A 14,172-nucleotide genomic window follows, 5' to 3' on the forward strand; every position below is an offset into this window, starting at 1 on the left:
TCCGGCTACGGGCACGGCGCTGCGCAGTGGGTCCACGGTGCAGCTCGAAGTACCGCGCTTTGCGTCGTCCGTGCGTGTGTTGGCCACACCGGTCGCGAACGTGAGCGGCGCGAAGAGTGAGGCGGCCTCGGACGAAGAAGCGGGGAAGGACGCGGCGACCAACAAGCCAGACTCCAAGCCGACCGTGAAGCCAGTCGCCAAGCCGACCGGCAAGTCGACCGCCAAGCCGTCGGCGAAGACCACGCGGCCTGCTGCCAAGTCCCCGGCAAAGAAGAGCACGCGGTCTGCTCCGCGTGCATCGCAGAAGCCGGCTGCCAAGTCCGGCGCGCGCTCGACCACCAAGGCCAGTGGCAAGGCGTCAAACAAGACGCCGGCCAAGCCCACGGCCCGTCGTACGACCCGCACTGCCGACCGCGAGTAGATGATGGCCGAAACTCCTGCTGCGACGGCGTATGCGGCGACGCACGTACCTGTGTCGCGGATTGTCGATGCCTTGCGTGATGCGGCGCAGTTGCGGCATCTCGTTGGCGCGTTGCCGGCCTCGATCACCGATCTCGTGGACGATAGCCGACGTGTTGGTGCGGGCTCGGCATTTCTGGCGGTGAAGGGCGCAGCACAGGATGGCCATACCTGGTTGCCCAAGGCGCAGGAGCTTGGCGCAGTGCTCGCCATCGTCGAAGACGAAGATGCGGCACTCGCTGCGGGCCTGCCGGCCATCGTCGTGCATGACGGACGACGCAGCGCGGCGGTCGCGGCCGCGGCATTCCATGATTGGCCTGCTCGCTCACTCACATTGGCTGCGGTGACCGGCACCAATGGCAAGACCACCACAGTGGGCTTGTTGCGTCACCTGCTCGATGGCGGTGGGGCCACGTCGGCGTCCATCGGCACTTTGGGCGTGCTGATTGGCAGCAGTGGTACGGAGATGCCAGGCGGCAGCGGGCTCACCACGCCCGGGCCGGTGGAGCTGCAGCGGGTGTTGCGCGCGCTGGTCGATCGTGGCGTGACGCATGTGGCCATGGAAACCAGCTCTCACGCATTGCACCAGCATCGTGTGGATGGGGTGCAGTTTGCGGCAGCGGTGTTCACGAACCTTACGCGTGATCATCTCGACTATCACGGCACGATGGACGCGTACCGTGACGCGAAACTGGAGTTGCTCCCGCTTCTCGCGGCCGATGGCACGGCGTGCTTCAATATCGATGATCCGACATGGCGCGACGCGGTGGCGACCGGTGGTGTCGCGGCCGGTTCCCGGCATGTCACGTTCAGCGGTACGCACGACGCGGACATCGCCGCGCAGGACGTCTCGTTCGATGCGACCGGCAGTCACTTCGTGCTCACGGTGCGAGACGACACCGGCATGACACGGCACGAGGTCTCACTGCCGCTCATTGGCGACTTCAACGTGGCCAATGCCCTCGGCGCGGCCGCGGCGGCCATCGCCATGGGTCTGCCGGCACAGCAAGTGGCAACGGCACTCTCGCGGGCGCCTCAGGTGCCGGGGCGGCTCGAACGTCTGCGTACCGAACCCACGGTGCTGCGCGACTATGCCCACACACCCGATGCACTGGAACGCGCGCTGCAGGCGGTGCGCCCGTTTACGCTGCGTCCCGACGGTGCCCCCAGTCGCTTGATCGTGGTGTTCGGATGTGGTGGTGATCGTGATCGTGGAAAGCGACCCGTCATGGGCGGCATTGCCGAACAGCTGGCCGACGTGACCATCGTCACGAGCGACAACCCGCGCACAGAAGATCCCGAGCGTATCCTCGACGACATTGAAGCCGGCATGACGCGCCGTGATCATCGGCGCATTGTGGATCGTCGTGAGGCGATTGCGGAAGCGCTGCGCATCGCGTCAGCGCACGATGTCGTCGTGCTCGCCGGCAAGGGGCATGAGACCTACCAGATTCGCGGCACCACGTCCTATCCATTCGACGAGCGCACTATCGTGAAGGAATTGTGGGAGGCCATGACGGCTGAGGAAGGGACGTCATGAGCGCATTCACCACGGCGGGTACCGCGTTTATGGCGGTGCCGGCGATTGCCCCCGACCAGGCGCACCCGTACTGGACCTTCGAACGCGTCGCCGCGGCGTTGGGCACCGGCCCGTCGATGCCGAACCCGTTGGCGGGCGTTTCCACCGATACGCGGCGCATCGCGCGCGGCGATGTGTTCGTGGCGCTGCGCGGCGAACGCTTCGATGCCCACGACTTTCTCGGGACGGCGCGCGATGCCGGCGCCGCTGCCTTTGTCGTGAGCGATCCGATGCGCGCGGCCGGTCTTGGTGTGCCGACCTATGTCGTTCCCGATACGCTGATCGCGTTGGGACAGCTCGCCCACGCCTGGCGCAACGCATGGGGACGCAGCGTGATCGCGGTGGCCGGCTCCAACGGCAAGACCAGCACGAAAGAGCTGCTCAAGGCGGCGTTGTCCGGCACGTTCGAAGTACACGCCACGGCGGGGAATCTCAACAACCTGATTGGTGTGCCGCTCACGTTGTTGGCCATTCCTGCGCACGCCGAGATCGCCGTGGTGGAGTTGGGCACGAACGCGCCCGGTGAAGTGGCTACGTTGCGTGCCATGGCGGCGCCCGATGTTGCCGTGCTCACCAGTATCGGTGAAGAACACCTCGAAGGCCTGGGCGATCTCGCGGGCGTGTTGCGTGAAGAATGTGAGGTGTTTGCCGACGTGTCGCTCGCCATCACGCCCGCCGCGCATCCGGAAGTGACGCCGTTGGCTGCTGCACGCGCCAAAGCGGTGGTGACGGCCGGACTCGCCGATGCCGATTTCTCCCCAGCGCAGTGGGGACTGGACGATGAAGGGCGCCCCTGGTTCGATGTCGACGGGCAGCACTTCACATTGCCACTGCGTGGCGCGCACCAGGCCGCCAATGCCATGCTGGCCGTGGCAGCTGCGCGCGCGTGTGGAGTGTCGATGGCCAGCGCAGCGGCCGGACTCGCGGCCATGCCGGTGCCCAACATGCGCGGCGTATGGGAGACCATCGGCGAGACCACGGTTATCAATGATGCATACAACGCCAACCCGCCATCCATGCGCGCGGCCCTCGCGCTGCTCGATCGGGTCGGCGAGGGACGTCAGCGTGTGGCCATTCTTGGCACCATGCGCGAACTGGGAGCGCATGCTGCGGCCCAGCACGAAGAAATTGCCCGCGCAGCACTGGCGTCGTCGGCCGGGCTGATCGTGGGTGTGGGTGAAATGGGCGACGCACTCCGGCGCGTGGCACCGGACACGATCGGTGCCGGTGATGGACGTGTCGTGGTGGCCGAGGATCCCGAGAGTGCATGGGTCGCGGCCGAGTCCCGTATCACCCGCAATGCCGTCATCCTGCTCAAGGCGTCGCGCGGCGTGCGCCTCGAGCGACTTCTCCCCCAGCTCACCACCTGGGCCACGAACTAGTGCTCTATTTCCTGCTCCAGCCGCTCGCACGTGATGTGCGCCTGTTCAATCTCCTGAACTACATCACGTTCCGCGCGGCTGCCGCGTTCGTGACGGCGTTGCTGGTCTGCTTCATTCTCGGTCCGGCCATCATTCGCCGATTGCGAGCCATGGCGGTGCATCAGGTGGTGCGTGAAGGCACGCCCGATTCACACGCCGGCAAGGGCACCACGCCCACCATGGGTGGATTGATCATTCTGGCGGCCACGTTTGCACCGGTGCTGCTGTGGTCGCGGTTGAGTAATCGGTACGTGCTGCTCGCCATGGCCGTGACGGCGTGGATGGGTGTCATCGGTTTTCTCGATGACTACCTCAAGCTCAAGCAGAAGCGGGAGGGCAAGAAGAACGAAGGGCTGGTGGAGCGTTACAAGCTGGCAGGGCAGGTGTTGTGTGGGCTCGGGCTTGGCGCCTACTTGCTGTTGTCGCCCGTGTCCACGCTACCCGGTGCCAGCACCACACTGCCGTTCTTCAAGTATGTCTTGGTGGTGCCGGCGGTGGCGTGGGCGGCATGGCTGTACATCCCATGGGTGACGTTCATCCTCACGGGTGTGAGCAACGCCGTGAACCTCACCGATGGTCTCGACGGCTTGTCGTCAGGACTCGTGGCCATCGCCGTGCTCACGTTGGGGTTGTTTGCGTACGTGTTGGGTCGCGTCGATACCAGTGCGTATCTGCAGGTGTTCTACCTGCGTGGTGCCGGTGAACTGACGGTGTTTTGTGCCGCGGTCGTGGGCGCATGCATCGGCTTCCTGTGGTACAACGCGCACCCCGCGCAGGTGTTCATGGGCGACACGGGTTCGCTCGCGCTGGGCGGCGCGGTGGGGGCTATCGCCATCCTGCTCAAGAGCGAATTCCTGCTGCTGTTCGTGGGCGCGGTGTTCTTTGCCGAAACCGTATCGGTGATTCTGCAGCGCACGGTGTTCAAGTATCGCCGCCGCCGGTACGGCCTCGAGTACGCGCAAAAGAACAGGGTGTTCAAGCGGGCGCCGCTGCATCACCACTTCGAGATGATCGGCTGGCCGGAAACGCAGGTGGTTGTGCGCTTCTGGATCATCGGCATCCTGTGCGCGATCCTGGCACTCAGCACGCTCAAGCTGCGCTGATCTCATGCCCCCCACGAGCGAAACGGCGCAGATCGTGGCGCGACGGCTGTCCGAACGACAGGGCGAGTTCGCCGTGATCGGGCTTGGCCGCAGCGGTTCGGCCGCAGCGCAGTTGCTGCGCCGCGCCGGTCTGGCGGTGTACGCATCCGACGCGTCGAAGGGGGAGGGCGTGCAGCACGCGGCCAACGAACTGCGTGCGCTTGGCGTGTCGGTGGATGTGGGCAGCCACGATCTGGCGCGCATCGCACGCGCGTCCGCCGTGGTGGCCAGTCCCGGCGTGCCTCCGACGGCAGCGCCTCTGCGCGCGGCGCACGAGGCCGGGGTGCCGGTGGTGGGCGAAGTGGAGATCGCGCTGCGCCTGCAGCCGGCGCTGCGCTACATCGCGGTCACCGGCACCAACGGCAAGACCACCACCACCGCGCTGATCGGCCACCTGCTGCGAGCACTTGGCGTGAACGCCGCCGACGTGGGCAACATCGGTACCCCCGTATCGGCGCTGGCATTGCAGGACACGCCGCCCACATGGGCCGCGCTGGAAATGTCGTCGTTCCAGTTACACGATACGCCGGGCATCTATCCCGATGTCGGGGTGCTCACCACACTCAGCCCCGATCATCTCGATCGATATACGGGTGTGGACGAGTACTATGCCGACAAGCGCCTGCTGTTTCGGAATGCCGTGCCGCAGTCGCGTTGGGTAGCCACGGCCGACAGCGATGCGGTGCGCGAGTTGGTGAATGGCATCGACGGGCAGTGGTTCTGGTTTTCCACAACCCGCACAGCAGGTGTGCAGGCGTCGTACCATCACGAGTCCGGCATGCTGCTTGTGCTGGACGAGCCGTTTGTCTCGCGCGATCGCATTCAGCTGGCCGGTGACCACAACGTGGCCAACGTCCTGGCCGCCGTGCTGGCGGTCATGGTGGCCGACCACGCGTTTCGCACGCCCGACGCGCGGCGCACGCTGGCCGATGCCGTCGCCACGTTCCGTGCGCCACCGCATCGTCTCGAGCCGGTGGTCGATCGGCGCAACGTGCTGTGGATCAACGACTCGAAGGCCACCAACGTGGCGTCCACGCAGGTGGCGGTGGCGGGCATGACGCGCCCCACCGTGCTACTGCTTGGCGGGCGTCACAAGGGCGAGCCGTACACGGACTTGCTGCCGGAGATTCGGCGCATCGTGAAGACCGTGATCGCCTATGGTGAAGCGGGCGACCGCATCGTCGCAGACCTGGCGGCACCACTGGCCGGTACAGTGCCCGTTGTGCAGGTGAGCGAACCATCGTTTGCGGCGGTGATGGCGCGTGCGCACCAGGAAGCGGTCGCTGGTGATGTGGTGCTGTTGTCGCCCGCATGTTCCAGCTACGACATGTTCAACAACTACGAGGAACGTGGACGTGAGTTCGCGCGACTCGCGGAGCAGGACGCATGACCGCACCCGCCATTCAGGCCGGTGTGCGCGAGCGGTGGCGCATGGGACTCGAAGCCCGGGCGCTGCTGCTCGTCACGGCCATTCTCATGTCGTTCGGCCTTGCCGTGCTGTACAGCGCCAGTGCGTTGCAGGCGTTGTCGGCGGGAAGCCCCGGACACTTCTTCGTATTGCGCCAGGCCACCGGTGTACTCGCCGGTGTGGTGGCCTTCGCCATCTTCGCCAAGATGGACGCCGAGATCTGGCGGAAGTACGCGTGGCCTATCATGGGCATCAGCATCTTCCTGATGCTCGTCATCATTCTGCCGGGCACGGAGAGTATCTCCACGCGCGTGTATGGCTCACGGCGCTACCTCTTTGGTGGCTCCATTCAGCCATCGGAGCTCGCCAAGTTCGCCATCCTCGTGTGGACACCCATGCTGCTCGTGAAGAAGGGGGCCATGGTGCGGCGACTCGGCAAGGGACTCATGCCGTTCGCCGTGGTGATTGGCACGCTCAGTGTGCTCGCCGCGCTCGAGCCCGACCTGTCGGTGGCCATGATGTTCTGTCTGCTGATGGCCGTGCTGCTGTTCGTGGGTGGAGCGCGGGTGTCGCACTTCCTGCTGTTCGGCGTGGTGGGCCTGCTGCTGGTGGGCTATCAGGCGTCGCAGAGCCCGTATGTGAAGGCGCGCGTCGACGCGTTCTTTGGTGAGGACAACACCCCCGGGCGCACCAATGCCTCGCCGGTGAATGACCAACAGTACCAGTCGCTGGTCGCCGTCGGTGCTGGTGGACTCGTGGGCGTGGGACTGGGGCAGGGCAATCAGCAGCGAGGCTGGCTGCCGCTTGCCTACAACGACTTCATCGGCTCCATCGTCGGTGAGGAGTTCGGCTTCATCGGTATTGCCGGACTCACGCTGGCCTTTGCGCTCTACGGGTGGCTGGGTTTCCGCATCGCCCGACAGGCACGATCTCCGTATTGCACGCTGCTGGCGATTGGCCTCACGTTCACGACGGTGTTCACGGCGTTCATTCATCTCGGTGTGGTGATTCGCCTGCTGCCCAACACCGGGCTCACGTTGCCGTTCGTGTCGTATGGGCGCTCCAATCTCGTGTTGACGCTCGCGATGACCGGTATCCTTGTGAACATCGGCAGCATGCGCGAGCGCGTCTTCGGCACGTCGGCCACCGATCCGCTCGTGACCGTCCCGTCGTGATGGCGCCGCCGCATCAGCAACAACCGCAGCGGATTTTTTTTGCCGGCGGTGGCACCGGTGGCCATCTCTATCCCGGCCTCGCGATTGCGCGGGCTGTCGTTCGTCTCGCGCCTCAGGTCCAGCCGCACTTCATCGGCGCGCGGCGTGGCATCGAACGGGACATTCTGCCGGCCACTGCGTTCCCGCACACGCTGCTCGATCTGCACCCGCTCTATCGCAGCGCGCCCTGGAACAACTGGCGCACGGTGGTGGGAGCCTTCAGTGCATGGCGCGCGATTTCCGCATTGAGTGCTGGTGCGCGCCCGCGCGCGGTAATCGGCACGGGAGGCTACGCGGCCGGTGTCGCGCTGGCGTGGGGACGCGCCCACGGTGTGCCAACCATGCTGCATGAGCCGGATAGTCATCCAGGACTCACCACACGCGCGTTTGCGGGTGGGGCGCGTGCACTGTACCTCGGCTTCTCCGAGGCGGCCGGTCGTCTCAAGCCGGGGGCAAACACCGATGTGTTGCCATTGGGCTGTCCTATCGAGCCGCCGCCCGTGCCGCCGCCCTCTCGGCGAGAGGCGCGCGCCAAGTGGGATTTGCCCGAGGACGCGTTCGTTGTGCTGGTGACCGGTGGCAGTCAGGGCGCACGCGCCATCAACGAAGCCGTGGCCGCCTGGATCGATCAGGGCCTGCCGCACGGTGTGTGCGTGCTGTGGTCCACCGGCCGGCAGCAGGCTGCGGCGTGGCTCGATCGTGACAGCGCACGCGTGAAAGTGCGCCCGTACCTCGCGCCCATCGCCGACGCGTATGCGGCGGCCGACATCGCGATCGCCCGGGCTGGTGCCATGTCCATCGCCGAGTTGTGCGCATGGAGCATTCCGGCGCTGCTGGTGCCATTGCCCACCGCCGCACAGGATCACCAGACGTACAACGCCCGTGCGACGGCGTCGTCGGGTGGTGCCATTCATCTGCCGCAACCTGAACTCACGGCGGCTCGCCTCGATAGCGAAGTGCGCGGGCTGCTGACCGACCCGGTGAGGTTGGCCGACATGCGGGCCGCGATGCAGGCTCGTGCCCGCCCCGACGCCGCGCAGGCGATCGCGCGGTCCATCCTCGGCTTGCTCGACATCCCGATCGCTGCCGATTCGCCATATTACCAGCCATGACTGGCGACAAGACGGCTATCCCGCGTGAAGCGACTGGCGTGTCGGCCTCCGAGGCCGGCGCGGATGATATCGGCACCCCCGCATCGCGGTTGGTCCTGCTGGCCTCGGACGATCCGCGTCCGGTGCATTTTGTGGGCATCGCGGGCGCGGGCATGAGTGCGCTGGCGGAACTGCTCGTGCGACGCGGCGTCGCTGTGCAGGGCACCGATGCCAATGCGTCTGGCGCTCCCGATCTCGCCGCGCTGGGTGTGAAAGTCACCGAGCACGACGCGAGCATCGTCGCCAACGCGCGCGCGCTGGTGTATTCGTCGGCCATTCCCGCCACGCATCCCGAAATGGCTGCGGCGCGCGCTGCCGGCATTCCCATCATCCGCCGCGCGGAAGCGCTGGCCGATGCGGTGAGTGGCGGCACCTTGATCGGTGTGTCGGGCACACACGGCAAGACCACCACCACCGTGATGACCACCGAAGCGCTCGCCAGCGCCGGGCGCCATCCCACCGGGGTCGTGGGCGGTCGTGTCGAGAGCTGGGAAGGCAATCTGCGTCTTGGCGACGACACCTACGTGGTCGAAGCCGACGAATACGATCGGTCGTTCCTCGCCCTCGATCCCACGGTCGCCGTGGTGCTCAACGTGGAAGTCGATCATCTCGACATCTACCGCGATCTCGACGACATCACGCGCACGTTCGAAGTGTACGTGTCCAAGGCCAAGACACTGGTACGCTGCGCCGACGACGACGGTGCGATGGCATTGCGTGTGGCCAGCAGCCGCGAGATCATCGCGTACTCGGCTACCGCGCCGGGCACGGCGCCCGCAGCGCGCGCCGGGGACGCACGATTGATTGCCGCCGACTTGGTGCTCGATGCAGCGGGCTCGCGTTTCACGGTCGTCTTCGACGGTGAACGCCTTGGTGAGATCACCCTCGCTGTGCCCGGGCTGCACAATGTGCGCAATGCGCTGGCGGCCATCGGGTCGGGACTCGCGCTCGGATGCACCGTGCCGCAGATGGCACCGGGGCTTGCGGCCTTCCGCGGCGTACAGCGGCGCTTCCAGCGACTGGGATCCGCTGGCGGTGTGGAGGTGGTCGACGACTATGCGCATCACCCCACCGAGGTGCGTGCCACGCTGGCCGCGGCCCGTCATGCGTTTCCCGGCCGTCGAATCGTGCTCGCGTTTCAGCCGCACCTGTATTCGCGCACGCGTGACTTGCAGGAGGAGTTTGCCGACGCGCTGCGTGAGGCGGACGCGCTGTATCTCTGCGATATTTACGGCGCGCGCGAAACGCCCGATCCCACGGTCACCTCGGCGTTGGTGGCCAATCGCATTCCGGCTGACGTGGTGCGCTGGCAGGGCCCGCGCGCCGACGTAGCAGCGGCCCTCGCCGCTGGCGTTTCGGACGGTGACGTCGTGATCACGATGGGCGCCGGTGACATCACCAAGGCAGGGCCCGCATTGCTCGACGTCCTGCGGAGTGCGTCCGCGCGCTGATGCCCGCCGCAGGTAGCACCATGCCGGATCGTCCTGCTGATCGCTCCGCCGATCAGTCCACCCGTCGTGCCCCGGCGCGCCCGCGTTGGGTGCGCTGGCTCCGCGCGTTTGCGCTGTTGGTCGCGGTGACCGGTGTGGTCGGTTCGCCCTGGTGGGGACCTCGGGCTCTCGCACGTCTCGATTTCTTCCACGTCCGGCGCGTCGAATTCGAGGGCGTCCGGTACGCGCGGGCGGCCGAATTGGTCGCCTTGCTCGACGTGGACACGTTGCAGTCTGTATGGCAACCGCTCGAGCCCCTCTCGCAACGGGTGGCCAAGCACGCGCTGGTGACGTCCGCCGAAGTGACGCGACGACTGCCGTCCACACTGGTGGTGCGCGTGCTGGAGCGCGAGCCGGTGGCGCTGGTGCAGGTGCGCGGGCGATTGCAGCCCACCGACGGCAGCGGGCACGCCCTGCCGATCGACCCGGCCCGGGTGGCGCTCGACGTCCCGATCGCCAGCAGCGCCGACAGCACGCTCATGCACCTGCTCGACGGTTTACGGCAATCGGAGCCCACTTTGTACGGCCGAGTCACATCGGCGGCACGCGCCGGACAGGCCGAACTGCAATTTGTGCTCGGCGATATCACGATTCGAACCACTCCCGACGTGACCGTGGCCCGCTTCAAGGACATATTACCTGTGGAGACGGATCTCGCGCGGAACGGCCTGCGCGCGGTGGAACTCGATCTGCGTTTCCGTGACCAGGTGATTGCAAGACAGCCATGATTTCCGAACCCGTCGTCGTCGCACTCGATATCGGCACCGCCTACACCACCGCCCTCGTGGCCTCGGTGCATGGCGATCTGCCGCGGGCTCCCCGCCTCAAGGTGCTGGGGCTCGGACACACCCGCACGATGGGTTTGCGCCGCGGTGTCGTATCCGACATCGAGGAAGCCACCCGCTCCATCCGCGCGGCCGTCGAAGAAGCGGTGCGTGTGTCCGGTGTCGCGCCCGACGCGATGTACGTGGGCATTGCCGGTGAACACGTGCGCGCGGTGGGTTCGTCGGGCGTCGTCGCCATCAGCGGCGATGAGATCACGCGCCCCGATGTCGATCGCGTGAATGACGTAGCGCGTGCCATGGCCATCCCGCAGGATCGTGAGTTGCTGCACGCCATCCCGCAGGAGTATCGCGTCGACAAGGCCGACGGCATTCGTGACCCGGTGGGCATGATCGGGACGCGTCTCGAAACCGAGATGTATCTGGTCACCATCGGCAGCTCGCCGGCGATGAACCTGCGCAAGGCCATCGAGCGTGCGGGCTACAAGACGCGGGAGCTCGTGCTCGAATCGCTGGCCAGTGCGCTCTCCGTGCTCACCGACGAGGAGAAGGAGCTCGGCGTGGTGCTGGTGGAGCTTGGTGCCGGCACCACCGATCTCGCGATCTTCCACGAAGGCAAGATTCGACACCTCGGCACGATCGGTTTTGGTGGCAACAACGTCACGAGCGATCTGGTGCAGGGGCTCGGCATCACGCAGAACGACGCCGAGCAGCTCAAGGAAGTGTATGGCTGTGCGTACGAGCCGCTCGTCGATCCGGAGCAGGTGATCGCGATGCCGGCCTCGGGATCGCATGGGGAACGGCATCTCTCCCGTGAACTGATGACGCACATCATTCATCAGCGCATGGACGAGATCTTCGACAAGGTCCAGCGCGAAATCCAGAACGCCGGCTACAACGGCAAGCTGAACGCAGGACTGGTGCTCACCGGCGGTGGGGCTTCGCTCGAAGGCATCAGTGAGCTTGCGGCCGACGTGTTCGGTCTCGGCGTGCGCATCGGCGTGCCAGGCGTCAAGCTCGATGGCTTGTCGGAGTCGGTGTCCGATCCGCGCTTTGCGACGGTCACCGGTCTTGCATTGTACGGTGCACATCGCCTCGCGCAGAGCGGTGGCATCGTCACACGTCGTACCGGCTTGAGCGGCGGCGGTGTCGACAAGTTTGCCAACAAGGTGAAGACCTGGTTCCAGGATTTCTTCTGACCATTTGCTGACGGTGTTGGTGCGTTCCTGACTGGACGCTCACGCTGTTTTGCTGTTCTCACGGGCGCTTTCCGCTGACCATGCGGAAGCGCCCGTGACGCTTGGGTCACGTGGCTCGCTCTCCCACCTGAGGCGCCCGTGTCCCTCTTCCATCGAAAGTCCATCGCCGAGCTCACCGTGGAGGCCGAACGCGGCCTCCTGCGACGATCGCTTGGCCCGCTCGCTCTCACCGCGCTTGGCATCGGGTCGGTGATTGGCACCGGCATCTTCGTGCTGACGGGTACGGCCGCTTCGCAGCATGCCGGACCGGCGCTGGTGTTGTCGATGGTGTTGTCGGCCGTGGCGTGTGCGTTGGCGGGCCTGTGCTACGCCGAATTTGCAGCCATGGTGCCGGTGGCGGGCAGCGCGTACACGTATGCCTATGCCACGGTTGGTGAGATCTTTGCGTGGGTGATCGGCTGGGATCTGGTGCTCGAGTATGCACTGGCCACTGCCACGGTCGCGGTGGGGTGGTCCGGTTACTTCGTGAGTCTCGCGCGTGATGTGGGCCTGCCGTTTCCTGCGGCACTGACCGCGCCGCCCGGCACCATTGTCGCGGACGGCATGGGGGGCAGCGCGGTCGCCTTGTTCAATGCGCCCGCCGCGCTCATCGTGGTGGCCGTAGCGGCGCTGCTCATCCGGGGTGTGCGACAGTCCGCCAGTGTGAACACCTTCCTGGTGTTGCTGAAGTGCACGGTGCTGGTGGTGTTCATCGGCGTCGGAATCGGGTATGTGCAGCGCGCCAACCTCACGCCGTTCATTCCGGCCAACACGGGCGCGTTCGGCGATTTCGGGTGGAGCGGTGTACTGCGCGGCGCGGGCGTGATGTTCTTCGCCTACATCGGCTTCGACTCCGTGTCCACTGCTGCGCAGGAGGCGAAAAATCCGCAGCGCGATATGCCATTGGGCATGCTCGGGTCGCTCGCCATTTGTACGGTGTTGTACATCGGCGTGGCAATCGTGCTCACCGGCATCGTGCCATACTCCAAGCTCAATGTCGCCGATCCACTGGCGGTAGGCATCGATGCGACCGGCGCACGCTGGCTCAGCCCGTTCATCAAGGTCAGTGCGCTGTTCGGACTTTTCAGCACCATGCTGGTGAACATGCTGGGGCAGACACGCATCTTCTACAGCATGAGCCGCGATGCATTGTTGCCATCGTTGTTCGCGCGCGTGCACCCCACGTTTCGCACGCCGCACCTGAGTACCTCGCTCACAGCGTGTGTCGTCGCGCTGGTCGCTGGTCTCACACCGATCAACAAGCTTGGCGAACTGACGAGCATCGGCACGCTGCTGGCCTTCACGCTCGTCTCACTGGGAGTGATCGTGCTGCGTCGCACGGCGCCCGACGTGCCGCGCCCCTTCCGTACGCCGTGGGTGCCCTGGGTGCCACTGGGCGCCGCGGCCACCTGCGTGCTGCAGATGGTGAGCCTGCCGCTGGAAACGTGGGCGCGCCTCATCGCATGGCTGGCGCTCGGATTCGTCGTGTATTTCGGGTACAGCCGTCAGCGGGCGGCTGGCGCACGACGGATGCTGCGCACGCAGCAGGGGCAGGACACCTGAAGGAGTGGGCGAGATTCGGTGGCGAGCCGCTTTGGGCCCACGCCACCGAATCCCATCACCTCAACTCGTTGCGATGCGGTAGCCAGTCTTTCGAACCGTGAGCAACCAGCGTGGCTCCGATGGATCTGCTTCCAGTTTGCGCCGGAGCTCCGCCATGTGTGTGTCCACGGTGCGACTCACCACCGAATCGTCGTAGCCCCACACCTCGCGCAGCAATTCCTCACGGGAGGCGATGGCGCCGTCACGGCGTACAAGCGCCACGAGCAGGTCGTACTCACGGGGGCGCAGCACAACCGGCGCGCCATGCAATGCGACGGAGCGGGTGCTGAAGGCGATGCTGATGTCCCCGAAGCGATACGCACTCTCCTGAGGCGTCGCCGGCGTTTCACGCCCACTGCGACTGCGGCGCAACAGCGCCTGCACGCGGGCGAGAAACTCCATCAGTCCGAAAGGCTTCGTGACATAGTCGTCGGCACCGAACCGGAAGCCGCGGACTTTGTCGGTCTCGTCGCCCATGGCGGTCAGGATGAGAACGGGCGTTTCAACACCCTGCTCGCGAAGCTCCCGCAAGACACGAAATCCATCGATGTCGGGCAGCATGAGGTCGAGCACGATCAGCGCATGCGCGCGAGACTTCGCCAGGCGAAGTCCCTCTCGGCCGGTGGCCGCGACGCTCACCTGATAGCCCTCGAACTCGAGATTGCTGCGTACACCGGCGGCCAGCA

11 protein-coding genes and 1 pseudogene are annotated in these 14,172 nt (G+C 65.9%); 11 read left to right on the forward strand and 1 reads right to left on the reverse strand.

Going from position 1 to position 14,172, the window contains the following annotated elements; translation table 11 throughout:
• From VGE27_RS17110 to VGE27_RS17160, 11 genes and pseudogenes are all read left to right on the forward strand, one after another.
• Positions 1 to 421 (forward strand): annotated as a pseudogene (locus VGE27_RS17110) (hypothetical protein); the annotation flags it as partial.
• A gap of 3 nt (positions 422 to 424) precedes the next feature.
• Positions 425 to 1,999: a UDP-N-acetylmuramoyl-L-alanyl-D-glutamate--2,6-diaminopimelate ligase gene (locus VGE27_RS17115; protein ID WP_331050892.1), complete on the forward strand. Its 1,575-nt coding sequence runs from the start codon at positions 425 to 427 to the stop codon at positions 1,997 to 1,999.
• Positions 1,996 to 3,420, forward strand: coding sequence for a UDP-N-acetylmuramoyl-tripeptide--D-alanyl-D-alanine ligase (locus VGE27_RS17120; RefSeq protein WP_331050893.1), 1,425 nt, complete (start codon positions 1,996 to 1,998; stop codon positions 3,418 to 3,420). Before VGE27_RS17115 ends, VGE27_RS17120 begins: the two co-directional genes overlap by 4 nt.
• Positions 3,420 to 4,562: a phospho-N-acetylmuramoyl-pentapeptide-transferase gene (gene mraY, locus VGE27_RS17125; RefSeq protein ID WP_331050894.1), complete on the forward strand. Its 1,143-nt coding sequence runs from the start codon at positions 3,420 to 3,422 to the stop codon at positions 4,560 to 4,562. The genes VGE27_RS17120 and mraY overlap by 1 nt, the downstream gene beginning before the upstream one ends.
• A gap of 4 nt (positions 4,563 to 4,566) precedes the next feature.
• Complete coding sequence (murD, locus tag VGE27_RS17130) at positions 4,567 to 5,991, forward strand: UDP-N-acetylmuramoyl-L-alanine--D-glutamate ligase (RefSeq protein ID WP_331050895.1); 1,425 nt, start codon at positions 4,567 to 4,569, stop codon at positions 5,989 to 5,991.
• The gene (locus tag VGE27_RS17135) at positions 5,988 to 7,184 is read left to right on the forward strand and encodes an FtsW/RodA/SpoVE family cell cycle protein (protein WP_331050896.1); all 1,197 of its coding nucleotides are present in this window, start codon (positions 5,988 to 5,990) and stop codon (positions 7,182 to 7,184) included. The genes murD and VGE27_RS17135 overlap by 4 nt, the downstream gene beginning before the upstream one ends.
• Positions 7,184 to 8,335, forward strand: a complete 1,152-nt coding sequence (locus tag VGE27_RS17140; RefSeq protein ID WP_331050897.1) for a UDP-N-acetylglucosamine--N-acetylmuramyl-(pentapeptide) pyrophosphoryl-undecaprenol N-acetylglucosamine transferase — start codon at positions 7,184 to 7,186, stop codon at positions 8,333 to 8,335. Before VGE27_RS17135 ends, VGE27_RS17140 begins: the two co-directional genes overlap by 1 nt.
• Entirely contained in the window at positions 8,332 to 9,825 is a 1,494-nt protein-coding gene (murC, locus tag VGE27_RS17145; protein WP_331050898.1) for a UDP-N-acetylmuramate--L-alanine ligase, read from the forward strand. Before VGE27_RS17140 ends, murC begins: the two co-directional genes overlap by 4 nt.
• A 20-nt stretch (positions 9,826 to 9,845) precedes the next feature.
• Complete coding sequence (locus VGE27_RS17150; RefSeq protein WP_331050899.1) at positions 9,846 to 10,592, forward strand: cell division protein FtsQ/DivIB; 747 nt, start codon at positions 9,846 to 9,848, stop codon at positions 10,590 to 10,592.
• A complete protein-coding gene (gene ftsA / locus VGE27_RS17155; protein ID WP_331050900.1) occupies positions 10,589 to 11,845 on the forward strand; it encodes a cell division protein FtsA in 1,257 nt (418 codons plus the stop codon). Before VGE27_RS17150 ends, ftsA begins: the two co-directional genes overlap by 4 nt.
• 138 nt (positions 11,846 to 11,983) lie before the next feature.
• Positions 11,984 to 13,447, forward strand: a complete 1,464-nt coding sequence (locus VGE27_RS17160) for an amino acid permease (protein ID WP_331050901.1) — start codon at positions 11,984 to 11,986, stop codon at positions 13,445 to 13,447.
• A 60-nt stretch (positions 13,448 to 13,507) separates the two neighbouring features.
• Here VGE27_RS17160 and VGE27_RS17165 read toward each other — a convergent pair.
• The coding region (locus VGE27_RS17165; RefSeq protein WP_331050902.1) for a response regulator transcription factor at positions 13,508 to 14,172 on the reverse strand (665 nt) is incomplete at its 5' end.

This window comes from Gemmatimonas sp. (assembly GCF_036405635.1).
In the GTDB taxonomy this organism is placed as follows: domain Bacteria; phylum Gemmatimonadota; class Gemmatimonadetes; order Gemmatimonadales; family Gemmatimonadaceae; genus Gemmatimonas.